Source organism: Nocardioides sp. (genome assembly GCF_030019515.1).
GTDB lineage: Bacteria > Actinomycetota > Actinomycetes > Propionibacteriales > Nocardioidaceae > Nocardioides.
In genome coordinates, this window is record NZ_JASEEQ010000007.1 from 1 (window position 1) to 26,339 (window position 26,339).

Sequence of the window (26,339 nt, forward strand, 5' to 3'; positions counted from 1 at the left end):
ACTCCTCGTCAGCGACCGCGAGCAGTCAGCCCCTGATCATCGGTGGATCGAGGCTAAGGCGCCGTCCTCGGAGAGGCGGGCCGCTGGCGGGCGACCTCGCCAACCTGCTCCGGCACCACCGCCGCTGGCGGCTGTCGCACGCGAGCAGAAGTGGTTCAAGGTCGACGCCATGCCGTCGTACGTCTGAGGCAGCGGTCCGGCTCGGGCGCGTTCCACCGTCGAGCGCCACGCCGGCCCTCAGCTACCCGAAATGGGACGCTCCAAATGACCGCTGGTCGACAGAGGGGAGCCGGTTTGGCCCGGCTCCCCATCCGACCCGACCCGAACGTCGACTGGCTCAGCCGACATCGGGAGGCGCGCCCCGTCCCACAGGCCGTCCGTCATCCCCCTCACTCGATGCACCGAAACCTTCCAGAGCGTGCGCTAGCGCCGCCCAGCCTTCATAACGCCTGGAGCGCTGCCCGACCCTCTGCGCAAGACCACGGATTTCGCGTGCGATTTCCCGGTCCTCCTTGGTGGGCAGTAGGCCCACAAAGCGTTCGTCGAGGAGCCAAGTCGTGTCCTGACACGCGTGCATCGCGACACCATCGAGGAATACCTCAAGCTCGCGGGCCGACCCGGGAAGGATGCCGTCGCCCATCCGCAGCCATCTGACCTTGCCCTCCCACAGCGCCGCACGCGCCTCGTCCCCCGACACATCGAGGAGCGTGGCGAAGGGTTCGCTTGATCCATCGCGGCCGCTAGTGCGGTAGTCGTCGACCTCGAGGAGCAGCCGTACGACGTTGTCGTCCTTGAGCGAAAGTCCCACCATCAGCATGTGCCGTGTGAGCGCAACAGCCTGCAACACGGACGCCGCTGGCTTGACCCGGGCGTCGTACCGGACAAAGTCGCTGCGCGTGAGAACAATAGAGGTCGGGTCATCCAGAGAGCCGTGCATCTTCAGCAGCCAGTGCTCGGATGGATCACCCACGGTCGCAGGAAGCGTGCGCAGCTCCAGGTTCGGGTCCGCAGCGCGGACAGCGCGTTCGAAGAGTGAGTCGTAGTTGGTCGTCAATGTCTCTCGCGTCCGAAGGCCGGCCAGGAGTGCGTGGGCCAGCGACGGCCGCACCGTCCGATGCATGGCGGCCACTACCGCCGGTCCCAGCTGACCGCTTAGCAGCCGGGAAAGCAGTTCGGCTTGATCCAGTGGAGACTCCGCGAGCTTTCTGACCTGCGAGAGGACGCTGCGATCCTGGTTTGCCCCGAGCTGATCGATCAGCTCCTCCCACGACGGCAGCCCTGCCGGGATGCTGGCGCCCGCGCCGATCATCAGAGCCAACTGCCCGCGGGCGGCGAGATCGCCCAGCCGGCGCTGCCCCCGATCCGACGGCTCACTTGATCGCAGGGACTTCCGCTTGTGCTGCACCGCGGCATACACCGATCGGTCTGGTGTGACCACCACGACGTCGATTTCATGCTCCTGCACGGCGTGTTCAAGGGTCTCGAGGAGGGCGACGACCACCTCGCCCTGCCGCCCCGCGAGACCACCGAGCCCGATGCCCAGGACCGGGACGGCCACCAGCGGCAGCAGCCGTCCCTTCATTGGCTCGAGACCGCTCTCGGCGATCTCCCGCATGACAGTCGCAAGCCTGGCGGCGAGACCAAGCGGTCCAACGTCGTGCAGGTGAGAGTCGCCGACGTCGATGAACCAAACCGGCATTCCATCCGCTGCCCGGCCATAGCCACCGGGCGACCACTCCGAGGGCTGTAGCCGCCCGGGATCGCGGCCTAACAGTTCATCCCAGTGAGGCTCCACAACGAAGTACTCATCAGTCGGGATCACCGCTGCATCGTGCACGAGGTCCTCGATACGGCCGTTGACGACGAAGACATGACCACCGCTCATGAGCTCATCTTGGGCCTCGCCGGATCGTGCCGGAAGTGGTGGGCCACTCAACACGCGCCCCACGAGCAGGCCCGCGCCCGGTCGAGGGGCCTGGTCCCGGGCTCACGGCGTTCGAGTATTGGATTGACACCCGACCTCCAGGGAGTCTCCTGTCCCTGTCCGGGCACATGTGTCGACCGTTCTCTCTACCGTTGACGTATGGACCACGAGCCGATGACCTTGGAGGACGCGCGAGCGCTCGCCCAGACCGCGCACCGCGGGCAAGAAGACAAGCTCGGCGTCGAGTACATCCAGCACGTCGAGGCGGTCGCGGCGGGGCTTCTCGACTTCGATCTCGACATCCAGATCGCTGGCATGCTCCATGACGTTCTCGAGGACTCCCACTTCACTCTGGACGACCTCCGAGCACGGGGTGTCCCCGAGCGGTCGTTGGCGGCGATCGAGATGGTCTCCCGCAACCTCCACCCGGACCTGAGCTACGACGAAGCGATTCTCCAGATCAGCACCTCGTTGGACGCCACGCTGGTGAAGATCTCGGATAATGCACACAACTCCCGACCCGACCGAGTCGCCGCACTGGAACTGGTCACTGGGAAGCCGACGAATCCGAGGTACGCGCGAGCACGCGAGGTTCTCTACGAGGCCGCGCCGGCTGACCAGGTCGCCAAGATTCTGCGCAGAGTCTCGCCACCGCTTTTTCGCGAGCTGCCTGCAGCCGCTGTCGTGGTGGACAGCCTTCAAGAGTTGTTCGCGATCTTCGACGTCGCGGACCTCGACGGACTCGCGGGGTCCATCGGTGACAACCTCGACCCGGACGTGTACCCGGGCGACGACCCCGAGTCCGCTCCTGAGCTGATCGTCGGTCGCTACGGCTTCTCGCTCGAGTTCCCGACAACGCTGGCCGCCTTCTGGGACGACGTCGACCAAGCCGAGCAGTGGGAACTCGATCGAGTGGAGGCCACGGAGCCATGACCGAGCCAGACGTGTTCGTCTGTTTCATACGATCGGGACCGGGTGCAACTGACGGGCATCGCGTCGTCGGCTCTTGCTGGCACGGCCTGCGACTTGAGACTGTCAGAGGCCGTTACGGATCGCAGCGGTGGCGCGAACGTCGTCCTCGTTGTAGGCGAGGATGCGCTTCTGTCCTGAAAGGCGAGCAACCTCATCGTTTGCGGCGCGCGCTTCCATCAACCAAAGTTGAGACTGGAGCCCGCCTGGGTCCTCGTCTCGCCAGTTGAAGCCGAACTCCGGTGCGACTTTCTTGATCCCGAGTCCGAAGAGGCCGAAGTAATGCTCTCGGATGATCGGAAGCAGATCGACAAAGTGCGCAAGCAGGTCCGCGACCGCAGGCTCGCCGAGGAGCCGCTTCAGGTAGGCCGGCTCGGGGTGGGCGTAGTGGTAGACCAATAGCGACTGTCCAGCTGCAGCGGCGGCGGCGATCTGTCCTCGCAGCCAGGTCGCGAAGCTCTCGGCAAGTGCGATCGCTCCGGCGTCATCGAGTTCCCTCCACGCGACGACCGGGCGGTAGACGGGTTCCTCACCTGCACGGTTGACCAGCGCGCCCCAAAGGTAAACGTGATCGTCGGGGTCCCACTCGATGTCGAAGTCGATCTCGACGTCGGCTCGTGGGACGGAGATTGGTCCCGTCGTTTCACGTTCGAGATTCCGCCCGTCGCGGATCATGCGAGCGCGCCGAATTGCGGTCATGAGTCGGCCGAGTGGGTCCTTGAGATGGGTGACTTCTGGGAGGTATGACGCCTGCAGGGCGGGATCGCTCGGGTCGAGGCCCGCGAGATCCTCGATGCTCACGACCCCGGCGTCGGCCAACGCGGCCCATTCCCGGACGGAGAGTCGACCGGACTTGATCTGCCTGCTCGCCACAGATTCGCCAGCCACGTCGCGGCAGTAGTCGAGCCACGGGCACGACTCGCACTCGTCGGTGAAGATCGGCTGGACTAGAGCCGGTTCGCCGGAGGCCGCCGCTCGGGCGACCTTGAGCCGGAACCCCTGCTCGTGGTCGTAGCGTTCCAGAGCCGACCGCTTGGCGGTACCGCGGGAGCGGGAGTAGGTCTCGAACAGGGCAGTGTCGAGGTCGACCCAGGTGAGTAGCCGACCGCTGGTGGTCAGGTCGGGGACGATGTCGCTGCCGATGATGAAGCCCCTTGGAGGCCCTTGTGGCGCGCGTCCGATCGCCTCGAGCATTCGCCAGTAGTGGGCCAGTTGAAGGTAGTCGTCGAATCGTGCGGCTGTCTCAGCGCCGAAGCCGTTGGCCGTGAGGATGTCACTCGGGTCTTCGATGGTGGAGTAGCTCAACGTTCCCTTCGCTCGACGCGCGACAATCCGGTGACCTTTGACGTCTCCGGGCAGGTAGCCGCCCGACGTGCCGAGCAGAATGTCAGGGCGGCCGGTGCGCCCACCCTCGGTGTCGTCGGGAAGCCAACCGCCGAGGATCACGTCGACGTCGTCCTCCATCGCCTGGACGGTGGCGGCGATGGCGTTCGCCTTGCCGCGCACGTCGGACAGGTCGACGTACCGCGAATCAGCCAGGCTCGCCTCAAGTTCGTTGAAGATGGTGACCTCGAATGCGATGCCGGCGTCGAATCGCATCTGGAGGCTGGCAGGGACCTCCCACTCGACCTTCTCGATCGACGGGTCCCATTCGTTGTGAACCCTCCGAGCACAGCGCTTGGCGTCGTACCCGGTCAGAAGAACGGGCTGTTGCGACATGAGCACCTCGGTCGTTCAGCAGTTGACGTAGCGGATCGGGTTGGCGTCGCCCTTCTTGTAGAGATGGGCGACGCTGGTGTTGAGGTATGCCGCCATCTCGGCAGCAACCTGCCCACTGAAGCCCCAGCGGAGGCCATCCTTGTCCGCCTCTTCAGGTGTCCAAGGACGCCAGGCATCGATCTTGTACACCTGGCGGATCACGCCGTGGTTTATCGAGAACGCGTACTTGGCGAGGTTTCGCCGCTCGCCGATCTTCCACCAGAAGCGGGTCGCGCGGTACAGCTCGTCGGCCGTCATGGTCGGCGTCCACAGACCCGGGATCTTGATGAGGAGCGACGGCTCGGTGATTTCGGGGGCCCGTGGGGCGTCGTAGAGGCTCGTCACGACGTTCGCGCTCGCGAGCCCGCGTGTCGAGTGGTGGTGGCCGAGCACAGCGTTGGCGAGCGAGAAGTACTGGTTCTCTTGTCCCGTGTCGACAAGCCGGTACGCATCGATGACGGCGGCTTCAACCTCATACGCGAGCTTCTCAGAGGACAGTCCGTGGCGGAGGATAAATGCTTCGACGTCGTGACCTCCGGCATGGATGCTGCGAATCAAGTCGAGCTTCGCGCTGAGTTCCCCGTCGGTCGCGACGATCGCATCTTGGGCGTGCTGGAAGACGCGGTTGCCTTTGCCCTTCCCGATGTAGAAGACCCGGCCGTCCAGCGGATTGCGCAGGGCGTAGACGTACCACCCGATCTTCTCTGCCACGTACGGGCTGAACATGGCTTACCCCTTGTCCTTTGCCCACCACAGGAACGCAGCGGCGTGCTGTTGGTGCTTGAAACCGTCGCCTAGCAGCGCAAGCAGGAGGTCGTTGCTCCACAGGATCAGGCGGCCGATGGTCCAGTTGACCTTCTCTGGGTCCGGGAGTTCGAGCCCCCAGATCGAGCGGGCGATCTCGCGTTTGCCGGCCTCGCCGGTGTACTTGAGGATCGTGAGGTACCGGTCGGGGTAGGCAATGCAGAGCACCTTGGTCAGCAGCGACTCCTTGAAGCCCTTCATACCGAAGGACTTGGTGTCCTGGATCAGCGCGGTGAGGCGGTCCTCTAGGTCGACCGGTGAAGTGCCCCGCAGGAGATAATCGATGACCTTGCCGACCCGATCGGCGCCTGCGTCAGCGCCCATCTCGTTCCAGGCGTCGTTGAACACGGACATGTTGCCGGGGTTGGCACCAATGTTGCTGTTGGCGAAGTCCTTCAAGTCCTGAGGATCCGCGGAACGCAGGCCCTCGGCGCTGAAGACTTGCTGATACTTGGCCCAGTACGGTGCGACATTCGGCTCCGGCTCCGGCTCTCGCTTCAGGAACTCAGCCTTTAGCCCCCCGGCCCGTGCCAGTCTGTTCGGGTCGACATCGTCTGGCTTGGGGAACCGCTTCTTGATGTCGTCGAGCGTCGGCAAGGCGACCTTCTGCCGCGCCGGCTCACCGCGCAGCCACTCATACCCGCACTCCGCGCAGCGCAGCCTCCGCTGGGTTCCCGTGAGCGTCTCGACAAGCACGACGTGGTCGTCGGTCTTGCAGGTGGGGCAGTCGAGATCAAGCGCCATGGGTCGTTCCTTCCGAGGTCACAAGGCCATTCAAGCCTGAAGGCCGGACACTTCGAGGCGTTTGAGGGCAGCCAGGAACCCGGTGTTCGGCCGAGCCGCAGGCAGTACGGAACAGACCGCCTCACACGCCTCGGCCGCGTCGACACCGCGCAGCATGGCGTACGCGATGGCGACGGTCGGCGTACGACTCTGGGCAGCGACGCAGTGCAGGAGTACAACGTGACCCTGTTCGCGCAGCGTCGCGACCGTTCGAGCGGCATCCGCCAGAATGAAGTCGAGATTGGGATTCACGGCTGGGTCGGCGTGGTCGATGAGCCTGTAGGCGACGTGCTCGAGGTCGGCCCGGATCTGCTCATGGCCGACGAGACAGAGGCTGACGACGGCCGTGACTTCCTCCGGCACATTGTCGAGCGCGGAGGCGTCGGCGAGCACCACGCCGTCGTCGTACGGGTGCCGCACCAAGGTCTTTGCGGATCCGTACATCGAGTAGTCGATGTGGCCGGAGAAAGGCCAGTCGTAGACGCCAGGGCCCTTGTTAGCCGCCAGGTGGGCGAGCTCGACCAGTCGTTCGCCGCGGATGCCGGGATACCCGTGCGAAAGGCGTCGCCACTCTGCCGGTATGGCCGACGCCCCGTAACGCGCCCCGAGCAGCGCGCCGGCGATCGCCGCGACGGTGTCCGTGTCGTCACCGATCCGGACGGCGGTGACGAGGCTGTCCACGAGGTGCCGACACGCCTGGCCTTCCGTTGGTTCGGGGGTGTGCGTGATCGCGGACCATGCCGCTTGGAGCGCCGCGACTGCCCAGCCATTGGGCCGAAAGCGCCCGGGTTCGGAGCCCTCGGCTTCGTCGATGCGGTCGGTCCAGTAGGCCGCCGCCTCGTCGGTCAGGTAGTCGAGACCGGCACGGACCTCGAGTTCGGCGTGCAGGATCGCGTGGCGGATCGCCAGCGACCACAGCACGCAGGCCTCTTGCGCGTGGGGGTCGTAATGGGTCAGCGCACCGACCTTGCGTGCCGCCTCTACGAGGGCGACCGGGTCGTCCAGATACGGCAGCGCGACTGGCGCCGTGCGCATGAGCGAGCCGTTGCCAGCGGTGTGACCGGTCTGGGCGTGCAGGTCGTGCGACGTAGCGGTCATCGTCGCGGCCGTCGGATCGGCACCGACAGCGCCCAGGATGGTTCGCGTCTGGTTGCCGATGTCGGGCGGGCGGGAGTCGTACCACGCGCGGAAGTTGCGGGCGATCTGCGTGAGCGCTTCCTCGCTGCGTAGGTCGGCGCCCGTAGCGGCGACGTTCAGGATGGCCCAGGACATGGTGGTGTCATCGGTCCATTCGCCGGGGGCGAAACCGCCGAGGCCGCCGCCGATCATGCGGGGACCTTCGGGTCCGACCTTGGCCAGACCGAACTCGTATGGCGCCCCGAGGGCGTCGCCCACGGCTGTGCCGAGCTCGGCCCCGCAAGCACGGTCGAGTTGTGCGGGAGACAGCTTCATTCAGGCCACCTTCGCGCCGGTGCGGTAGGCCAGGTCGTCGCGGATGGACGTCATGGCCTCGAGGAAGAGGTCGAGCATCGCGTCCAGGTGGCTGGGCACGAACGGGAAGCCAGGAAGGACGAGGGTCTGCCAGACCGCCCGGTCGCGCAGGGTCCACCGGACCCAGAGGTTGTCCCGGTTAAGCAGGCCAATCTCAACCGCGGTAGCCCGACGTGAGTGCACGTCGTGCGCCACGCGGGCCATGATCTCGACGGCAGGCTGGTCCCCCCGGACCCGGACCCAGACCGGCTGGCCCAGGTGGTGCAGCACGAAGTCGCCGTCGTCATCGATGGGGGGTTCACCCTCGTACTTCTCGCGGAGCAAGCTCTGCACGATGTGGAGCAGGTCGTCCCGGTCGACCGGCTTTAGAGCCAGACGGTTCAGCACCGATTCACGCCCCCGGACCGTCCCCGCCGTCGCGGGAGCAGTCGGTTCGTCAACTGGAACCTCTGCAGTCGCGCACAACCCGAGAATGTCGGCGCTGTCCGCCGCAGGCCCCCACGCCTGATAGGTCAGCAACTGCGGGTGGACGACGCCGAAGTGGTAGCGAATTGCCCATACGACGTGGTTCGCGATCTCGTCAGCGCTGGTGACCGTCCGCTCGATGTACCAGTTCTGCTCGGTCGCGTCGTTGCCCGACCATCCCATCAGCGCGAAGAAGTCGGAACCATCCTCATCGAGCTGATACTGGGGCAGCAGATATGCGTTGCCCGAGACCTCCGCCCGGATCATCCGACCGTCGCCGAAGCCCGCGAACTGAGCGTACGGCGGACAGCCGGCGTCGCCCTCGGGATCCGGGTCGGTCAGCTCGATCAGCAGGTGGTCGCCCTCGTCCGGGTCGACCATCGTGGAGAGGTAGGCCGTCAGGTCCTCCTCCAGCTTCTCCCACAGCGCGTCGAGTTCCTCGATCGCGTCGCTGCCCTCTCGGGGCGTGCCGGCGGGCGTTCCGCCGTGATTCGTGTTCGTCATCTCGATCCCCCTTTAGCATCCTCGTGTCGCTAAACATTAGCACGTCAAGTGCGCTAATGTCTGGTATATGACGAGTCCGACCGATCTGGAGAAGTTCCCCCGCCCCGGAGTCACGGTTGACCTCGCGATCCTGACGGTAGTGGGGGCCTCCGACACAAACCCTGAACTGCGCCTTCTGGTCCAGGACCGCGCGGACCCCGCCGGCCGCGCCCTGCCTGGCGGGTTCATCCGGGAACGATGGACCGTCGCCCAGACCGTGGACGACGTTCTGCGACGCAAGGTCGGCATCAATCTGTCGACCTCCGTCGAACCGCGTCTGCTGCGCGTGTTCGACGATCCCGGCCGCGATGAACGGACCTGGGCCATCTCGGTCGCCCACTCGGTATCCATGCGCGAGGCTGACCTCGCCAATGCGGACGGCGACCTCGTCCGCGTGACTGGGGATGGTCGGCTTGACGGCGAAGGATCGCTGTTGTTCGACCACGACCAGATCGTCGCTGCCGCTGTGGAGTCGCTGCGCGAGCGGTACGAGTTCCGCTACCGCTACGTCGACGTGCACCCCGATCCGGACGGCTTCCTCCCGTCGCCGTTCACCCTCCACCAGCTCCGCAAGGTCCATGAGGCCGTCGTCGGCGCCGAACTGCACAAGGACAATTTCAACCGCCGCATGAAGCCGTTGCTCGAACCGCTTCTCCGCAAGGGCGAACCAGTGCTCTCCGAAAGCCTTCGCGGCCGCCCAGCAGCGCTATACCGTCGACAGCGTGGCTAGCGAAGGGACTGCGACGACAGCACCCCCTTGGAGGATCACGCACGTTAAGGGCGTGGAGGTCAGGCACAAGCGCGACCAGAAGAACTCGATCACCAACGCGTTGGGCCTCACCCAGTACGACGAACGCCTGGCCGGCGTCGTCGAGTCACCGAAGGCGAAGGACCAGATCTCCGCCCTACTGGACCTGATCGACCTGCAGCAATCCGGCGCTGAGGACTCACCAACCGGCGTGGCGCTTCTGTTGGCCTCCCCCGCCTCCGAAGCCATCGGCGCATTGGAGACATTGCGCAATGCCGTAGCGGCAGACGTACCGGTGGCGGTGCTCAGACTGGACGCCGTCTCGAATTCGTGGACGCCCGTAGAGCGCCCGGACTTCGACCTCGCTACCGAAGATCCGCACTACAAGGGTTGGCCGAAGTTGCTCGGCGCGCGTTTCAAGGCGCCGTCACTCGTGGAACAGCTCCTGGCGGCAGCGCAGACGCCGAAGCTTCGCGTCTATCCACAGCTAAGTGCCGTCGGCGAGTGGTCACTACGACTCGAGGGGCTGCAGGTAGGCCGGGTGCGCAGCAACAACAGCGGCTTCCTCGACGTCGGCAGGCTGGGGAAGGTCACCACGCCCGGCCAACCAGGCAATCAGAGCACAGAGAGAAAGACCTGGCTCGAGGTCCACAGGCGAGGGCGGGTCGACTTCGACGAGAAGGACCTCGTCACTGCCGCCGCGAAGGTTCAGGCGTTCGCGCAAGCGTGGCACGCGAAGGCAGGGGGCAAGGCAAACGAGCACGCACTCGAGTCGCGGATCTTGCGGGGCGACGTACCGGTCGGCATCGACGGAAGGCGTCTCGAGCTGATCAAACCCGACCCTGGAGTGAACTGGGGCAGTCAGTTCCCGACAAAGTGGGGACCTGGCGGACGTGCGCGCTACCTCGACGCTCTGCTCCGCGACCCTGCCGAGCAGGATGTGCCGTGGGCGGTGGAGATGAAGGTCGGGCTCGGCGGCGAAGGCCAGTACTACCGACACGCGGTCGCCCAAGCCGTCCTCTACCGCCACTTCATTCGCAATGCCGCAGACCTGCGCTTCTGGTTCGAGCACTACGACCTTGACGCGACGAAGTGTCGAGCCGCGGTCGTCGTGCCCGAGTTCAAGACGGCACACTGGGAAACGCGGCTCACGCGGCTCTGCGAGCTGTTCGGCGTCAGGCTAGCGACGGTCCCAGAAGCCGCCACCTTGCCCTGACCGCGGGTTTCTGTCGGTGGCTCCGGCAAGACTGTCCCTCGTGAGTGAATCGAAGCCCCAGCGAACGCCGCTGGCCGGGGAGGGACCCCGGAAGACGAACCCCTACGCAAGCGAGCACAACAAGCTCGCAGTGGCCTGGAAGCAGCGGTCTCTGACGCTGCCCGACGACGCCCGAGTGCCCGGCGTCTACGAGAGGCACCAGCGTGCCTACCCCGTGTGCCTCCCGATCGAGTACACGTCCCACAACCTGCTCCCCGAGGTTCGCGACGGCGCGATCGAGCTCTTCGTCGAGCTCGACATCCCCTGGCACGACTCGGTCGGCGGCGGGCCGAGCAACCACCTGCGGGACTCCCAGGTGCAGTGCGTGAACGCGCTGTTCCAGATGGTGAGCGACCCGGAGCGCATCAAGCTCGCGTTCGGCGGTGCCATCGACATCGCCGAGGTCCTCCAGATCGAGGAGAGCCGCTTCATGACGTTCGAGTACATCGGACCGACCGACTACTTCGGCGAGGGCATCCGGCACGGAAAGGACGTCGGTCGGCGACGCGGCACCAACTGCACCAGCGTCGACGCCGCCTTCCTCTACAGGACCTCCACCGGCGCAACCGAGCTGGCCCTCGTCGAGTGGAAGTTCACCGAGTCCTACCTGACCGCACTCGACCGCAACTCCGACTCGGATGCGATCAGGATCGGGCGGTACTCCGCCGACCTGGAAGCTGCCGATGGCCCGGTCCGGAACGACGTACTGCCCATCGAGCTCCTGCTAGACGAGCCGTTCTATCAGCTGATGCGCCAACAGCTCCTGGCCAACCGGCTGGAGCAGGCCCGGGCACACGGCGCGGACGCCGTGCGCGTGGTGCATGTGCTCGCTCCGGACAACACTGGCTATCAACACTCGCTCGTCCGTGCCGAGCACCGCGCGGCCGGCGGAAGCGTCGACGAGGTCTGGACCAAGCTCCTACGGACACCCGACCGCTTCCACCACGTCGATCCCGTGGTGTTCCTCGACCCGGCCGTGACAAGCGACGAGTACGTCGACCGCTACTCCCCCGCGTCGGCCGCCGATGCCTGAGGTCACCGTCGTCCTCGGCGACATCACCACTCAGGAAGTCGACGCCGTGGTCAACGCGGCCAACTCGCGGATGCGCGGCGGAGGCGGAGTCGATGGTGCCATCCACCGGGCGGGCGGCGACGAGATCCTGACCGACTGCATCGCCCGCTTCCCGCACGGGCTGGCCACCGGCAACGCCGGCTGGACCACCGCCGGACGAATGCCCTCCCGCTGGGTGATACACACCGTCGGCCCCAACTACCGCGCCGGCCAGACCGACCGCAGCCTCCTCGTCTCCTGCTACCGACGCAGTCTTGAGGTCGCCGACGACCTTGGCGCCTCGACCGTCGCGTTCCCGCTCATCAGCGCCGGGATCTACGGGTGGCCCCATGACGACGCCGTCCTGGCCGCAGTCAAGACGCTCCGAGCCGCCGAGTCCGACATACGTGAAGCGAGGATCGTCGCTTTCAACTCAGCCACGCTCGCAGGCGTGCAGACTCTTCTCTGACCACCGAGACAAGGACCTCCCATGGCATTTCAAGTCTGCCCGCAACAACCTTTCGAGGAGATCGACGGCGTCTGGATCAGCGATGAGGTCGGGACCGAGTTCACGTGCCCGCGCGCCGATCACGTAACGCCCGGGCCCTTCACCTGGTTCAGCTCACCTCCCCCACCGCCCGGGACGGATCTCTCCGGTATCGCCGAGGAACTCGGTCTCGGAGTCGAACTGCCAGCAGTTCTCAAGCAGTTCGCCGGCACTTGGGTTGAGTACGGCGTGGTTGAGCGAGCCTACGCGCTGGCCAACCCGAAGGACTGGGCCTTCCTCATGGACCGCTACAGCCACAGCGCCGTCGCCCCGAAGCGGTACACCGTCTCCGCCTTCCTCGCCGCCACGCTGGGCAATCTCGAGCGCACAGGCGTCGTCGCGTTCCACTCCGGGCCCGCCACCGGCCGCTGGTCCTACAACGGCTCGATCTCCTACTGGGCCCTCCCACCTGCTCCTGACTGGGTAGACCGCCAGTCCTGGGCCGACTCGGGCCAACCACTCGACTATGTTCCGGGCAAGACAAAGGACTGAAGGAAGCTGACAGCCGGCGCACGTGGACGGCTTCTGTTCTGCCGAGTCGCATCGCTCGCTGGTGTGTCACAGTGCACCTAGGTTGAGGCGTCGGGCTTCATTGGCGGCACGCTCGGAGGCGCGGGTGTAACGGACCAGCATGTCGACGCGAATCCAGCCCAATCGCCATGAGCCCCGATTCGGAGCCTCCGGCCGCGAGCCAGCGGTGTGCGGCGGTGTGCCGCAGTCGATTGAGGTCGAAAGTCCTTCACGTCTGCGCGGGCGGCCCGGCGGCGCAGACCGCGAACCTACTCGGCATCGGGACCAAACGACCAGTCTGCCGGGCGCACATCACGACCGAGATCCTCGCTCATGTCGCGCCAAAACTCTTCAAACTCGTCCGTGAGCTCTTGGCGTCTCTCCTCGAAGATGGCGTCCACAGTGTCTCCAAGGTGGGCGAGCCAGTCCCCGCTCTCGGCTGCGCAGTATGGGAGCCCAATCGCCGGCAGGTCATCCGGAGAGATGGCGCGGGCTGCTCTCAGGGTTGACGGGCGAAGGACGAGGTACTCGAAGGTGCGCCTCGGGCCGCGATCTCGTTCCTCAGCCCATTGGACCTCCTTGCGGTCCTTCTCGGCCAAGACCGCCGTCTCTTGGTCGCGGTTCAGGACCACCCAGGGACCAACCACGAAGTAGTCCTTGTCGTCTCGTTCCTGCGCCAGGTACACAAGGTCGCCTACCTCGGGCACAGGCGGCAGCACCGTGCGAACAGGCAGGACGACGACGTCCTCCTTGACGACGGCCAGCAGATTCCGCGGCGTCCGGATCAGGTGCACATCGACCTTCGGTTCCTCGTGGTTCCAGTGATAGCGATCGACGGAGTCTTGCCCGAACATCGTGTAAGCGCGGGGCTGGTGGTTGGCGAGCCGCACCTGCGCGGCGCGTCCGGCGAGCGCAGTCGCTCGCGTTGATGACGAAGCAAGCATTGACGCTTTCACTGCCCAGGCATCGCGCTGGGCGTCACCTTCTCGAGCGAACCCATGGGTGCGGGCACCGTCCGAGGTGGGGTGCCCGCGGACGACGTGCGACAGCTCATGGATGGCAGTGCTGCCCAGGACGGGCTCGAACTCGAGACCGAGTTCGTCGGCGATCTGCCGGACGGTCTCGCAGTCGAGGAAGATGCCGGGCGCTCCGTCGGGAACCCCGGCTGGCAGAACAAGGCTCGTCTCAGTGAGGTGAGCCACGCCGTGCGCGTAGAACTCACCACGAGCCGGGATGTCGTGGGCTGGCTGCTCACCGCCGGCATCCAGGAACTTCTCCTCCACGCGCACCGGGAACCGTTGCTCGTGCGTGGCACGGTCGCTGAGGAATACGTGAACAACGTCAGGCGGGTCGGGCAGCCCGAGTAGCTCGGAGAGATGGGCATGGGCTTTCGGCAGCCAACCCGTGAGGAACACTTTGGCCGTCGCGAAGTCGCCCTCATTGTGGATCTCGAACACTGTCACGACTCCCCCGGGACCTCGGGCTTGGCGTCAGGTAGGAGCAAGTCGAGTCCGAGCTCACCAACGGCAGCGAGCACATTCTCACGAGTCGTTGGATCGTCGGAACCGGCAAGTTTCACGGAATGGTCCAGGGCGGGGTCGACGAGCCCCCGATCGACGAACTCTTGCCACACCTTGTCGGGCGGAAGCGAACCGAGCAACTCCATGAGTCGCTTGCCCTCCTCCTCGCTTGGTGACAAGTTCCCGTGGCCGTCCATTCATCGAACTTAACCCGGTGGGGAATCTCTCCGCCAACGGTCGACAACCGCCCCTGACGCTTCGCGTCGCGTTATCGGGGCACAATGACTGAGCCGCTGTGCCGATCCTGGACCTGTCCTACGTGATCCCAGCAGCCAACGAAAACCGCTGGAGTGATCTGCTGGCGTGCTTGATCGCCACGGACCCGGACCCGATGGCCCGGCCCTCGATTTTGGAAGCTCGCGGCGACCCTTGTCGCGCTTGGGCAGGTCACCACGCCGTATTTGGCAGCGTTGATTATAAACCAACGGTTATAATCACCTACATGGCCCGTCGACCAAGGACCGACGCAGAGCGCGAGTTCGGCGCTGCGTTCAGTCGACTCCTGAAGGACGTTCGTGCGGCGCAGGGCAAGTCAGCGCGGGACGTGGCGCGTGCCACAGATCTCAGTACCGACAACATCTATGCGATTGAGCGGGGCGACGTCTTGTCGCCAGGCATCTACACCGCGCACCTCCTCGCTCGCGAGTACGGCGCCGACCTCAATGAGATGGCCTCCACCGCGCTGAGCCAGGTCCGAGCCTCCGATACGGGCACAGGTGCCCACGGTGAGTGACCGGGCGCGACGTGCCACCTATGAGGTGACGAACTCCTTGTTCGACCGGATCGACCGGATCGACCGAGAGTCAAACAGTGACGGAGCAACCATGACGATCTCGACACTCAGCAGGCAGTCTCAATCGACTACGTCAACCGGAACCGACCACGATGCCGGGCACGCTCGCTCAGGCGACGCGGTCGTCACTCTCACCAGTCACGCGACACAGCGGAGTTTCAGGTGGGGTCAGCCCTGGCAGCTAGGCAGCGCGGCCTACTGGGTTTCTAGGTGCGAGGAACACAGCGGCCCTTCAACGCGACACGCCTTCGGATCGAGCCTGGTCGAAGAGATCGCTGCATGCATTCTCGGCGGATACGGAATCCCTGCCAGGGTTGGTTTAGCAGCCTTTGCGTCCCTTCGCGATCAGGGACTCCTCGATGGACGGTCGGCGCCGACCGGCACGGAGTTGGAGCGTGCGCTCCAGTCGCCGATCGAAGTCGGCGGTCGGCTAGTCCGATATCGGTTTGCGAGCCAACGCGGCCACCGCCTCGCGCGCACCCTGTCCACGGTCGCGGCCGAACAGCCTCCCAGCGATCCCCACCAATTGCGCGCATGGCTCCAAGAACTCCCTGGGATTGGACCCAAGACTGCATCGTGGATAGTGCGCAACCACCTGGCGAGTGACGCGGTGGCAATCATCGACATCCACATCCAGCGAGCCGGGGTCATCGCGGGCGTCTTCAATCCGGCGTGGGAACCCGGCCGCGACTACGACGTAATGGAGGCATTCTTCCTTGCCTGGGCTGCAGCGGGGAGGGTCAGGGCATCGGACCTCGACGCAGTCATCTGGTCGGACATGTCAAAGCTAGGCCGGTCAGCCGCGCGCGCATTGGGCGCACCGCACGATTCGGCCAGTTGGTACGCGGAACAGACGTGACCTGAGGCCTTCCAGTGTCGAGGGACTCAGGTGCCTCCGCCGACGACCAGTCCACCCGCACTCACTACTAGTGGTCCCGCTTCGGAGGAAGCCTTGCCCGGTGAGTCGGCAGGCACCTGACCCGCTATGCCGACGATCGAACTATTCAGACCGAGGTCGGTAGCCACTAAGTGCATCACCGTGAGCAGCGCGCCAGCGTCACGCAAAAGTAGGGTGAGCGGCGCGGAGTATCGGCGCCGGACGCGATGAACATTGGCAATCAAGCAGACCGTCACCGGCGCAGGGGAACTTCGCCGAGCCGCTTCTGTCGCAGCGCTCTCGACTGCAACCGCGTACGCGTGTTGCTCTGCCGCGAGCGGAAATAACTGCACCCGATATGGCGCGAAGACGTACGGGCCCTCGGGCAAGCCTTGCACGGCACGAACGTAGACCAGAAGGTCGAAGGGGTGTGTGGCGCCTGCGGACGGCGAAGGCCGGTGCGACCACGGACCGCCGTCTTCCCCTTCACCGGGAGCGATCAGCCTGGCCGATCTGTACAGCAAGGTCACCAGGTCGGCGCGCGAGAGTGGCGCCAGCGCCGCCGTCTCACTGTGACGACTCTCCAGTATGTCCGCGAGATCTCGACTGGGCGCGAGCGAAGCCAGTCTGCGATCACCATCGTCGAGGCACCCGACCTCATCGCCCGTGCGCAGCGCCGGTTGTGCGGCAAGGTCGGCGATCCCAGGTGGCGCTGCTTCCGGCTCAAGACTCTGCGCGGAAGCAAGTGCGACCCACTCCGCCTCGCTCAGAGCTGGCTCACCGCCGGACGAAGACGGTGGGGTGGAGCTCCTTGACGACGTCATCTCTGCTCGTTCAATGGCTCAACATCTTGAGATCCATCAGTACTTGCTCTCGCTTCCAACAACCAGGGCACGCCGCACAGGGTGACTCAGATCGGTGGCACGAGTGCGTCCAGCCAAGCAAACCCTCATCAGCACCGGAGACTGTAACGAGTTCCACGGCCGACAAGTGGATCGCGGGCGCCCTGACGGCAATGCCGCCCTCCTGCATGCGGGTGACGCAATCAAGGGCATCGTAGAAGGCGAGGGTGCCGTCGACGTGGCGGGCACCGTCTGATTGGACCGTCGCTGTCAATACTTGTCGCAGTGGTGCTCCGTCCTTGGAGGTCCGACCCAGCGCCCATGCCGCGGCGAGGGTGCAGAGGAGTTGGTTGCGCAAAGGCCACCACTCTGGGGAGGGACTCGGAACGTTCGCGAAGGTTCTTCCAGAGCCGTCTTCGTCGGCTGAGGAATCGGGAGGACTCTCGCGCAGCAACAGTCCCGATCCCACCGACGCTAGGTCGACGGTCAGTTGCGCGATCCGGATACCGAGGTGCCCAGCGATAGCCCTTGCCGCCCGAACCTCCGCTACGGCTGGCCGCTGGCCGTAATCCACTACCAAAGCCCACGCGGGGCGGACCAAGGAAGCCAACGCCGCTGAGTCGATTCCACCCGAAAGAAGGAGCACCGCATCCTTACCCGCGTCGGGAGCCAACGAAGGTTCGGAGACCCTCGGTTCAATCACCCAGACTCTCCTCACCGACGCGATGGGTTGCACCGGCGCGTGACGCACCCAGAGCGCGCCACGCCGCGCGGTAAACCGCAGTCGAAAAATCGGTATGCAGTTCGCCGGAGAGCCCGGCAAACATCTTCGCGCCTTCCTTGTCCGGACTTGACGCGTATCCCACGCAAGGGATCTCCGCGCGCTCGGCATACCCGGTCTCGAACACAGTGCCGAAGTCACTTCCGTCGAGGAGTGCAAGTACCGAGCCGCATTGATTCAGTCCGTCAATGTCCTTCTGAGCAACCGAGGCGTCCCCGAGGCCGACATCATGGAACGGCGAGAACACAGAGACACCCTGTGCGGTCAACGCGTCCCGCGCTAGTTCAACGAGCAAGATCTCCCCCAGGCTGAAGAACGGGCCGGCCAAGTAGACGCGGGGGTCCTGGTCGCCCACCCCTGACTCCAGCGGAACTAGGCCGATCGCAGCCATTCGAGTGAGATTACCCGACAGAATCTCTTCGGGAAGCGCGTGATTCTGAGTCGAGCACCAATATGCAGCGGCAGCTGATCCGACGCGGGCGGCCTCGACCGGGTCGGCTCCCGATTCGCCCCACGCGTGGGCAAAACCTGCAGCGAATGTATCGCCAGAGCCGAGCGGCCAAACTCGTCCTGTGGGAAACGCTGGCACGTGGGTCGTCTGGACATCGCCCCCAGGCGTCGCAACATGGACGTCGGCGCCCGAGGCGCCCGCCTTGACTACCACGGCGACCGCGCCGGTTTCCCGGATCAGTCTGCCGACGGCGATATCCAAATCCGGAGACTTCCCGAAGACCCTCGCCTCCGTCGCATTCAGGACAAGCGCCAACTCATCCGAAACAAGACCGCCACGCTCGAGCGAGTTCCGGCCGGCGGGCTGCTGGGGATCGAGGACAAGTCGCTTCGCCCTGATCTCGCGCTCCACCGTTTCAAGCATGCCGAATGTGAGAGCGACATCGGCATCCCCCCTGAGGACCTCTCCCACAGTCGCCGTCGTACCGACGACTCGCGGTATCGATAGTGGAGTGAAGTACTCGAACGCAACGGGCTCGGACCTGGCCACGACGACGCGCTCGGCAACCCCGACCGCGTTGGCGACCAACTCCGCACCTATCGCGAGTTCGTCGTCCACGGCGGTCGTCAGTTGTGGTTCAGAGGCTGCCAATGCCGCAGCCGCGCGCATTCCGGATCCCTGGACAGTGTCCCACCCTGGATGGAAGCAGAGTTCGTGGTACGTGCCGCCGACGATCAGCATTACAGGCGGTTCGAGATCCGGACTGTGACCGCGCCACCACTGATCGATACAACTTCAGCGTTGTAGGCGTACCCATCTTGGAGGCATCGACTGAAGTCAGTCGCTCGCTGGGTGATCGCACCGACGCGAGCACCCGAGGCCCGAACGACGACGACGGCGGGCGGAGCTTCCTCCAGGACGAGGGCGAGGATCTCGCCGACGGTCAACGTAGCAACCTCGGTCGGGTCCGGTGACGCCAAGGTGGTTTCGATCGAAATGAAGCAACGATCAACTGCGCCACCGCCGTCAATCTCCTGGCCCCCGAAACCTCCGGTAGGCCCGCCGGCCTCACTGCTGCTGCCGCCGGCCCCGCTGTACGAAGCGCTGGATGGATTGCCACTCACCGATTTCTCCTTCCCAGAACCTGCGGGCTGACACCTCGAGAGCGTAGCCAGAAGGTCCGACAGAATCGGTCTCGGCTAAACGGCGCATCTCAATGTCATTGAATGTCAACTTGTCAGGCATCTCCTCACAGCTTTCTCAATGGCCAACTGACGCTGGCCACGGCGTCGTGGCTGTGGATGCTCTCGAAGTTTCTGACGCTCACCGAGTGAGCGAGGCCGAGCGTCCGGCAAGCTTCGGAGAGATCGCGGGCCATGTCTTCCACGAACGCAGGTTTGTCGTGCGCCCGCATTGTCACCACGCGTTCGTCGACCCGCTTGATGATCGGAAAGACAGGAGTGGACCCAACTTCGCGGATCATGTCGAACTGGCGCCTGACGGCCAACGGATACACGTCGTCCGCAGACCCTCGTACGGACAGTCCGACCCGGCTGCGCTGATTATGCGCGCCGTAGTCACTGATCGCTTTGCTGCATGGGCAAAGGCTCGTGACGTCGGTGTAGACCGTCGTCTCAACCTCTACGTCGCCGGTACTGATGCCAGCAACGATTGCGACGTCGCTGGCCTGCCAAGCTCGAATACCGGACTCCGGCGCGACCACCTCGAAGGCGATCGGTAGCGAGATGGCGAGCGCCACTGTTTCGACATCCAGTCGCGCCGCGGCGGCCTTAAGGATGGTGGGAAGCTCACGCGGATCGAACTCCCTCACGTGCTCGTGCACCAGTTCGATCATGCGGCTCATGTGGGTGCCCCGCCGGTCCGCAGGCAGTTGAACTGTGACGTCGACCGATGCCACACCTCCCTGCACGGTTGAGCCGTCGCTGAACTGAATCGGGTACCGAACGCCGGCGACGCCGACCTCATCGAGCTCGATGCCACGACCGTCGGGCTCGTCCTGGATGTCTGCGAGGTGCATCGCTCACGCTCCTCGGTATACGCAGCCAGACGTGCAGGTTTCACGCACCCGAACCTCGGTCATGTTCGGAAGCACGTCGATCAGTCGATCCCAGATCCACTTGGCCAGCACTTCGCTGGTCGGGTTCTCTAATCCCGGAATCTCGTTCAGGTAGTGGTGATCGAGTTGTTCCTCAATGGGCTTGAACGCCGCCTTGATGTCGCCGAAGTCCTGCACCCACCCGGTGTCCTCGCCGACGGGGCCCGCGACATGAACGACAGCCTGGTATGAGTGGCCGTGCAGACGCGAACACTTGTGGCCTTCGGGCACGTTCGGCAGCCTGTGAGCCGACTCGAAGGTGAACTCCCTGTAGATCTCAGAGGTGTAGGTCACGGTATTCCTAGGTGCTTGTGCGTCTGCAAACTCAGTTGCCATCGCGGGTGGTCAAGACAGAACTTCACGGCCAACTCGGTGTTCGCGGTCACGTCTGGACCGTCCATCGGCTGCACTCGGAAGCTCTCGAAGTCCAGGTGCTCAAACGCGGTCGGGTCGACACCGCCCTGCGGGACAACGAACTTGAGTTCGTGGCCCTTCTCGACGATGAGCTCCGAACCGATCTTTGGGCTGACGCAGAGCCAGTCGATGCCGGGCGGCGGAGCTACCGTTCCGTTCGTTTCAACCGCTACGTAGAACCCGCGCGCGTGGAATGCCTCGACGGCCTCGACGTCCAACTGCAGAAGGGGCTCGCCTCCGGTACAGACGACCATCGGTTGTCCGCCGCCATTCATCGGCCACTTCGCCGCCACAGCCTCCGCGAGCGCCTCCGCATCAGCGAACTTGCCGCCGCCCTCGCCGTCGGTGCCGACGAAGTCGGTGTCACAAAACTTGCAGATCGCTCGTTCGCGGTCGGCTTCCCGGCCGGTCCACAGGTTGCAGGAACTGAAGCGGCAGAACACCGCCGGTCGGCCAGCGTGCGTGCCCTCGCCCTGGAGCGTGTAGAAGATCTCCTTGACCTTGTAGGTCACGCGCCCGACTCCTGGTAGGTCAAGGGGTCACTCAGGCCCGCCTCCGCGAAACCTTTGAGGCGCAGGAGGCAGGAGTCGCAGTGACCGCATGGGCGACCTTCCGCGTCGGGGTCGTAGCAGGACGAGGTCAGCGAGTAGTCCACACCCAGTCGCTGGCCGATCTCGACCGTCTGAGCCTTCGTCAGGTCGATGAGCGGCGTGTGGATCTTCAGCGAGTTCCCCTCGACCCCGGCCCGGGTAGCCAGGTTTGCCATCTCCTCATAGGCGGCAATGAACTCGGGGCGACAGTCGGGGTATCCCGAGTAGTCGAGGGCGTTCACGCCGATGAAGATGTCGGTCGATCCGACGACTTCGGCGTAGGCGAGGGCAAAGGAGAGGAAGACCGTGTTGCGAGCCGGTACATAGGTGATCGGGATCTCGTCTCCAGAGATCTCGTCAGCGGTTCCATGCTTTGGAACGTCGACATCTGCTGTCAGCGCTGAGCCGCCGAAGACTCGAAGGTCGATGTCGCAGACCACGTGGCGCGCGACGCCGGCAGCGGCAACGACGCGCTGCGCAGCCGCAAGCTCCACCTCATGGCGCTGTCCGTAGCGGAAGCTCAATGCGTAGGGCTCGAAGTCCTGGTCCTTGGCGATAGCGAGCACCGTGGTGGAATCCAGTCCCCCACTCAACAGGACGACGGCTTTCCTCTTCATGCGCTACACCTCTCCGATCCACACACGCGCTGGGTTGCTGCCTGATCCAGAAACTACACGATAGAGTAGCCGCACAAGACACGTAGTTTTGGAGTGAGAGGTCATGTCGCGACAGAAACTGACGATCGTCGTCACCTGCACCGACAGGAAGTCAGCGACCCCGGCCCACGAACTCATGGCTCGCAACCTTCCCCCCGGACAGGTAGGCGAGCGCGCCCGGGCATGGCGTGGTGCACTCACCGGAGCCCATGGGACGACTCCGCTCCTCGATCTCTACAGGGGCGAGAGTTGGAGTCAGGTCAAGCTCCTCATCGCCACGGCGCAGGGGGTCGGGTACGAGCCTGAGGTGCTGGTTGCATCGGCCGGCCTTGGCTTGCGGTCCGTTCACGACCGGTCGTCCGCTTACGCGGCAACATTCAGCACTGGCCACGAAGACACCGTCGCGTCCTCCACCACGGAAGCACGAGAGTGGTGGGATGCCCTGCCACATATCGCCCGCGGGCGTCGGCATCGATCGATGTGGGTGCTCTCGGAGAACTACGCTCGCGTCATCGCGACGGACCTGACTGACCGGTTCGCGTCCGATGAACTCCTCGTCTTCGGGGGATCAAAGGAGATCCCCTCCGACGCTCGCATCGCTTCAGACCGGGCGCTACGACGCGCTCTCGGCGGTACGGCCACGAGCCTCAACGTCCGCATGGCGATCCAATGGCTTCGCCTGTCACGAGAAGGCTCGTTCAGCCCACACGCCACCGGCGCGTGGCTCGCCTGGGCCGATCGTGAGCGACACCGCGAGGTCTACAACAGGCAACAACTGACCGACGACGGCGTACTTGATTTCGTCGACGCCTTGCGGGCACGCACCCCTGGCGTTTCAAAGACCAGTGCGCTGAAGTCCCTGCGCGACGCTGGACTGGCTTGCGAACAAGGACGGTTCTCGATGCTCTTCCAGAAAGTGGCCACATCGTGACTGACCCGCATTGGTTGGTACGGCGAGCCCTCAAGGTCCTTCAGAGCGACGAGACACCGCTCTACCTCTTCACACTCGCCGCGGAGGAGGTCGACCTAGTAGCTGACGTGGCACGCATCGGTCGGGACGAAGCAGGGAAGCTCATCGGCTACCAACGCCCCGAGAAGCAGAAGCACGTCAAGCAGATTCAGGAGTACCTGGACTCCGAGAGCCCTGTGTTCCCCAACGGGCTGATTCTCGCGCTTCCACCGGAAGTCAAGTTCAAATCAAGCCGGGGTCCGGGAACCAGCGACGGACTGGCCATCGCGGGAACGCTCGAGATTCCGATCGCGCTCGACGACGATGGGCCGCGCCCAGCATGGATCGTTGACGGGCAGCAGCGGAGTCTCGCCCTCGCACGAACCAAGAACCGCCGCCTACCAGTGCCGGTCGCCGGCTTCGTGACGCAGAACCTTGAGGTCCAGCGAGAGCAGTTCCTGCGCGTCAACACGGTGCAGCCGCTTCCGACCGGGTTGGTCACCGAACTGCTTCCGGAGATCTCCCGTGTGCCCTCGGCGCGCATGGCCACAAGGCAACTGCCGTCCGCGCTGGTCGACATGCTGAATCACGACGTCGACTCTCCGTTCCGCGGCCTGATTAGGCGAGCGTCTACGGCGACGGGCGAGAAGAAGGCGGCCGTGGTGACAGACACGAGCCTCGTGGAAGCCATCCGCGAATCCATCGAATCGCCTTCCGGAGTCCTGTTCCCCTATCGCAACATTGCCACGGGCTCCACCGACACCGAAGGGATCCGCCGAGTCCTCATCGCCTACTGGGGCGCCGTCCGCCAGACGTTCCCAGAAGCCTGGGGCAAACCTGCGACGAAGTCGCGCTTGACTGGCGGCGTCGGCATCCGCGCCATGGGTCGGCTGATGGATCGCGTTATGACACACGTGCGTGACGATGACCCGGATGCTCAGCAGCAAGCTGCGGCCGAACTCGCGCTTGTCGCTGAGAAGTGTCGTTGGACAGGCGGCGTCTGGGAGGACCTGGGGCTCCCGTGGGACGACTTGCAGAACACCCCGAGACACATCAGTGCGCTCTCGAACTACCTCGTCCGCACGTACCTCGCAGAGCGGACCGGTCGAAGGTGAGGTTCTACTTTCCAGACAGTCAGGATCTGGTCAGCCCTTCCTACGACTTCCTCCGTGACGAGTACCCGGCCCACCGGGTACGGCAACGCGACGACCGCTATGCGCACGAGGTTCTCTCGGCAGCCCCTTACCACGGCATCCTGGTCAGCAAGTCGATCGTTGATGGATCAATAAAGGGTGCCGGCAAGTATTCGACTGCCCAACGCGCCCGCCTCCACCGCATGGGGGTGCATAGGTTTTTCCGACTCCCGTCAGGGGTTGAGGCGCTCGGCGACAACGGCGCATTCAACTACGTAGATGAAGCGGTTCCTCCGGTCACGGCGGCTCAGACCCTCGACTTCTATGAGGAGTGCGGCTTCGATGCAGGCGTGAGCACGGACCACGTGGTCTTCGGCTTCACGGAAGATCCCTCGAGCGACGACGTCAACCCCGATTGGGAGGAACGCCGACGCCTCACCCTCCGGTTGGCAGAAGAGTTCATCGCTCTAAATCGCGACCGCTGCAGCTCCGTGGAACCCGTAGGCGCAGCTCAAGGCTGGAGTCCTGAGTCCTACGCCGAAAGTGTCAGTTCGCTTCAGGACCTCGGTTACGAGCGCATCGCACTGGGCGGCATGGTCCCCCTAAAAACGAGCCAGATTCTCGCGAGCCTCACGGCGATCGGAGACGTCCTCAAAATCGGCACGCAGCTTCACCTGCTCGGGATCACACGCGTCGAGTCGATGGACGACTTCGCAAACTTGGGTGTCACGAGTTTCGACAGCACGTCGGCCTTCCGCCAGGCGTTCATGGACGATCGTAAGAACTTCCACACCGTCGAACGCGCCTACGTTGCCCTCCGCGTCCCGCAGGTCGACGGCAACCCCACTTTGAAGCGCGCCATCCTCGCTGGAAACGTGAGCCAGAAGGACGCAATCACCGCTGAACGCGAGACTCTCAAGGCGCTGCGCAGCTACGACGGGTCGTCCACGTCCAGACGGATCTGCCTCGACCGCCTCGGCGAGTACGAGGCCATCTGCCAATCCAAGAAGTCGTACCTAGCTGCCTACGAGGAAACCCTCAAGGCAGCGCCGTGGACCCGCTGCGACTGCAGAATCTGCAGAGACCACGGCGTCGAGATCGGGGTCTTCCGTGGCACGGAACGAAACAAGCGCCGCGGCTTCCACAACATGTCAGTCCTTGCCGCGAAGATGGCGCAACTCAAATCTCACAGGAGAACAGATGGCTGATCGCTACGAACTGCGACTGCCCGCCCTCCGAATCCGCCAAGGTGCGCAGTTCATCTACACATTCGGGGTAGACGGCAAGCGCATCCATGACTTCGCGACAGTCAGTCGCGTTCATCGAGATGACATCACTCTGCAGGGCTACCAACGTCCTGAGGTTCTCAGTCACATTAGGGCGATCCGGCGCTACCTCGAGTCAGATGGAGCCATGCTCCCCAATGCGGTCGTCGTTGCGTTCGACGAGAGCGTGAGTTTCGTCGAGTCCGTCGCGAGCAGTTCGGTCGAATACGTGTCCGCCGGAGAACTGGTCATTCCGATCGACGAGTCGTTGCCCGAAGATCAGAAGCCGGCCTGGCTGGTGGACGGGCAGCAGCGCAGCGCCGCGATCCGCGACGCCGACCTCGCGGAGTTCGGGATTGCCGCCGTTGGCTTCATTGCTCGCGGTGAGGCGGAGCAGCGCAGCCAGTTCATCCTCGTGAACAACACCAAGCCCCTCCCCAAGGGTCTGATCCACGAACTGCTGCCCGACACGATGGGTCACCTGCCGACGGCGTACGCCCGGAAGCAACTGCCCGCAGAGGTCATGGCTCGACTCAACTTCGGCAACCGAGCGGCCGGTGCGCCGTTCGCTGGACGCATCTCAACCCCGACGATGGCCGATGGTTACATCAAGGACAACAGCGTCCTGAAGATGATTGAGAACAGCCTCTACGACGGCGCCCTCTATCAGTACCGCGATCCTGAAGACGGATCCGGCGACGTTGATCAGATGGTCCTTCACCTGAACTACTTCTGGACCATCGTGCAACTTGCATTCCCAACTGCATGGGAGTTCCCTCCGACCAAGTCTCGCCTGACCCATGGCGCCGGCGTCCAGGCGATGGGCTACGTCATGGACGCACTGACCGACGGCGTCCCGACGGCGGAGTTCGCCGGCATGAACCTCGAGGCGACGATCGGCCGCCTTGGCGAACACTGCGCGTGGACGAGCGGCACCTGGGATTTCGGCGAAGAGCAAGTTCGTCGGTGGAACGGCATCCAGAACACTCCCAACGACGTCAAGGTGCTAACCAGTCACCTTCTCCGCGCGCTCAAAAGGTGACG

The 26,339-nt window shown here is 64.6% G+C and carries 27 protein-coding genes; 13 read left to right on the forward strand and 14 right to left on the reverse strand.

Going from position 1 to position 26,339, the window contains the following annotated elements; translation table 11 throughout:
* Positions 1-187, forward strand: a 187-nt coding sequence (locus QMC84_RS11235) for a hypothetical protein (protein ID WP_300374881.1), incomplete at its 5' end; no start/stop codon positions are given.
* A gap of 150 nt (positions 188-337) precedes the next feature.
* Here QMC84_RS11235 and QMC84_RS11240 read toward each other — a convergent pair.
* Entirely contained in the window at positions 338-1,885 is a 1,548-nt protein-coding gene (locus QMC84_RS11240) for an SIR2 family protein (protein WP_300374882.1), read from the reverse strand.
* A gap of 198 nt (positions 1,886-2,083) precedes the next feature.
* Here QMC84_RS11240 and QMC84_RS11245 point away from each other — a divergent pair, with 198 nt between their 5' ends.
* Positions 2,084-2,857 carry an HD domain-containing protein gene (locus QMC84_RS11245; protein WP_300374883.1) on the forward strand — a complete coding sequence of 258 codons (774 nt, stop codon included), beginning with the start codon at positions 2,084-2,086 and terminating at the stop codon, positions 2,855-2,857.
* Positions 2,858-2,959: 102 nt separating this feature from the next.
* Here the strand turns inward: QMC84_RS11245 and QMC84_RS11250 are convergent, their stop codons facing one another.
* Genes QMC84_RS11250 through QMC84_RS11270 form a run of 5 tightly spaced genes read right to left on the reverse strand, consistent with a single transcriptional unit; the run spans position 2,960 to position 8,698 of the window.
* Entirely contained in the window at positions 2,960-4,612 is a 1,653-nt protein-coding gene (locus QMC84_RS11250; protein WP_300374884.1) for a TM0106 family RecB-like putative nuclease, read from the reverse strand.
* A gap of 15 nt (positions 4,613-4,627) precedes the next feature.
* A complete protein-coding gene (locus tag QMC84_RS11255) occupies positions 4,628-5,377 on the reverse strand; it encodes a hypothetical protein (protein ID WP_300374885.1) in 750 nt (249 codons plus the stop codon).
* Between the two features lie 3 nt (positions 5,378-5,380).
* Positions 5,381-6,199: a hypothetical protein gene (locus QMC84_RS11260; RefSeq protein ID WP_300374886.1), complete on the reverse strand. Its 819-nt coding sequence runs from the start codon at positions 6,197-6,199 to the stop codon at positions 5,381-5,383.
* Between the two features lie 30 nt (positions 6,200-6,229).
* A complete protein-coding gene (locus QMC84_RS11265) occupies positions 6,230-7,690 on the reverse strand; it encodes an ADP-ribosylglycohydrolase family protein (protein ID WP_300374887.1) in 1,461 nt (486 codons plus the stop codon).
* Positions 7,691-8,698 (reverse strand): YbjN domain-containing protein, encoded by a 1,008-nt coding sequence (locus tag QMC84_RS11270; protein WP_300374888.1) that lies wholly within the window; start codon positions 8,696-8,698, stop codon positions 7,691-7,693.
* Positions 8,699-8,765: 67 nt separating this feature from the next.
* Between QMC84_RS11270 and QMC84_RS11275 the strand changes: the two genes are divergently transcribed.
* The 5 genes from QMC84_RS11275 to QMC84_RS11295 are packed head-to-tail and all read left to right on the forward strand — an operon-like array spanning position 8,766 to position 12,830.
* Entirely contained in the window at positions 8,766-9,467 is a 702-nt protein-coding gene (locus QMC84_RS11275; RefSeq protein WP_300374889.1) for a hypothetical protein, read from the forward strand.
* 52 nt (positions 9,468-9,519) lie between these two features.
* The gene (locus tag QMC84_RS11280; RefSeq protein ID WP_300374890.1) at positions 9,520-10,701 is read left to right on the forward strand and encodes a hypothetical protein; all 1,182 of its coding nucleotides are present in this window, start codon (positions 9,520-9,522) and stop codon (positions 10,699-10,701) included.
* A gap of 40 nt (positions 10,702-10,741) precedes the next feature.
* Entirely contained in the window at positions 10,742-11,773 is a 1,032-nt protein-coding gene (locus QMC84_RS11285; RefSeq protein WP_300374891.1) for a hypothetical protein, read from the forward strand.
* Entirely contained in the window at positions 11,766-12,260 is a 495-nt protein-coding gene (locus QMC84_RS11290; protein WP_300374892.1) for an O-acetyl-ADP-ribose deacetylase, read from the forward strand. The genes QMC84_RS11285 and QMC84_RS11290 overlap by 8 nt, the downstream gene beginning before the upstream one ends.
* 21 nt (positions 12,261-12,281) lie before the next feature.
* Complete coding sequence (locus tag QMC84_RS11295; RefSeq protein ID WP_300374893.1) at positions 12,282-12,830, forward strand: hypothetical protein; 549 nt, start codon at positions 12,282-12,284, stop codon at positions 12,828-12,830.
* 287 nt (positions 12,831-13,117) lie between these two features.
* Here QMC84_RS11295 and QMC84_RS11300 read toward each other — a convergent pair whose 3' ends face one another.
* Together QMC84_RS11300 and QMC84_RS11305 are read right to left on the reverse strand one after the other, a co-directional pair.
* A complete protein-coding gene (locus tag QMC84_RS11300; RefSeq protein ID WP_300374894.1) occupies positions 13,118-14,305 on the reverse strand; it encodes a hypothetical protein in 1,188 nt (395 codons plus the stop codon).
* Between the two features lie 2 nt (positions 14,306-14,307).
* Entirely contained in the window at positions 14,308-14,565 is a 258-nt protein-coding gene (locus QMC84_RS11305) for a hypothetical protein (RefSeq protein ID WP_300374895.1), read from the reverse strand.
* Positions 14,566-14,663: 98 nt separating this feature from the next.
* Between QMC84_RS11305 and QMC84_RS11310 the strand changes: the two genes are divergently transcribed.
* Positions 14,664-15,161, forward strand: coding sequence for a helix-turn-helix transcriptional regulator (locus QMC84_RS11310; RefSeq protein WP_300374896.1), 498 nt, complete (start codon positions 14,664-14,666; stop codon positions 15,159-15,161).
* A gap of 643 nt (positions 15,162-15,804) precedes the next feature.
* Positions 15,805-16,080 carry a hypothetical protein gene (locus QMC84_RS11315; RefSeq protein WP_300374897.1) on the forward strand — a complete coding sequence of 92 codons (276 nt, stop codon included), beginning with the start codon at positions 15,805-15,807 and terminating at the stop codon, positions 16,078-16,080.
* Positions 16,081-16,932: 852 nt separating this feature from the next.
* Here QMC84_RS11315 and QMC84_RS11320 read toward each other — a convergent pair.
* From QMC84_RS11320 to queC, 6 genes are all read right to left on the reverse strand, one after another.
* Entirely contained in the window at positions 16,933-17,691 is a 759-nt protein-coding gene (locus tag QMC84_RS11320; protein ID WP_300374898.1) for a 7-cyano-7-deazaguanine synthase, read from the reverse strand.
* Entirely contained in the window at positions 17,636-18,913 is a 1,278-nt protein-coding gene (locus QMC84_RS11325) for a PfkB family carbohydrate kinase (RefSeq protein ID WP_300374899.1), read from the reverse strand. The genes QMC84_RS11320 and QMC84_RS11325 overlap by 56 nt, the downstream gene beginning before the upstream one ends.
* A gap of 508 nt (positions 18,914-19,421) precedes the next feature.
* Positions 19,422-20,210: a GTP cyclohydrolase, FolE2/MptA family gene (locus QMC84_RS11330; RefSeq protein ID WP_300374900.1), complete on the reverse strand. Its 789-nt coding sequence runs from the start codon at positions 20,208-20,210 to the stop codon at positions 19,422-19,424.
* Between the two features lie 3 nt (positions 20,211-20,213).
* The gene (gene queD / locus QMC84_RS11335; RefSeq protein ID WP_300374901.1) at positions 20,214-20,582 is read right to left on the reverse strand and encodes a 6-carboxytetrahydropterin synthase QueD; all 369 of its coding nucleotides are present in this window, start codon (positions 20,580-20,582) and stop codon (positions 20,214-20,216) included.
* Positions 20,579-21,214, reverse strand: a complete 636-nt coding sequence (gene queE, locus QMC84_RS11340; protein ID WP_300374902.1) for a 7-carboxy-7-deazaguanine synthase — start codon at positions 21,212-21,214, stop codon at positions 20,579-20,581. Before queE ends, queD begins: the two co-directional genes overlap by 4 nt.
* Complete coding sequence (queC, locus tag QMC84_RS11345) at positions 21,211-21,909, reverse strand: 7-cyano-7-deazaguanine synthase QueC (RefSeq protein ID WP_300374903.1); 699 nt, start codon at positions 21,907-21,909, stop codon at positions 21,211-21,213. The genes queE and queC overlap by 4 nt, the downstream gene beginning before the upstream one ends.
* 103 nt (positions 21,910-22,012) lie before the next feature.
* Between queC and QMC84_RS11350 the strand changes: the two genes are divergently transcribed.
* Genes QMC84_RS11350 through dbpB (QMC84_RS11365) form a run of 4 tightly spaced genes read left to right on the forward strand, consistent with a single transcriptional unit; the run spans position 22,013 to position 26,337 of the window.
* The gene (locus QMC84_RS11350) at positions 22,013-22,879 is read left to right on the forward strand and encodes a hypothetical protein (RefSeq protein WP_300374904.1); all 867 of its coding nucleotides are present in this window, start codon (positions 22,013-22,015) and stop codon (positions 22,877-22,879) included.
* Entirely contained in the window at positions 22,876-24,012 is a 1,137-nt protein-coding gene (dbpB, locus tag QMC84_RS11355; protein ID WP_300374905.1) for a DGQHR domain-containing protein DpdB, read from the forward strand. The genes QMC84_RS11350 and dbpB (QMC84_RS11355) overlap by 4 nt, the downstream gene beginning before the upstream one ends.
* Positions 24,009-25,238: a tRNA-guanine transglycosylase DpdA gene (gene dpdA, locus QMC84_RS11360; RefSeq protein ID WP_300374906.1), complete on the forward strand. Its 1,230-nt coding sequence runs from the start codon at positions 24,009-24,011 to the stop codon at positions 25,236-25,238. Before dbpB (QMC84_RS11355) ends, dpdA begins: the two co-directional genes overlap by 4 nt.
* Entirely contained in the window at positions 25,231-26,337 is a 1,107-nt protein-coding gene (dbpB, locus tag QMC84_RS11365) for a DGQHR domain-containing protein DpdB (RefSeq protein WP_300374907.1), read from the forward strand. The genes dpdA and dbpB (QMC84_RS11365) overlap by 8 nt, the downstream gene beginning before the upstream one ends.
* Positions 26,338-26,339 lie beyond the last annotated feature (2 nt).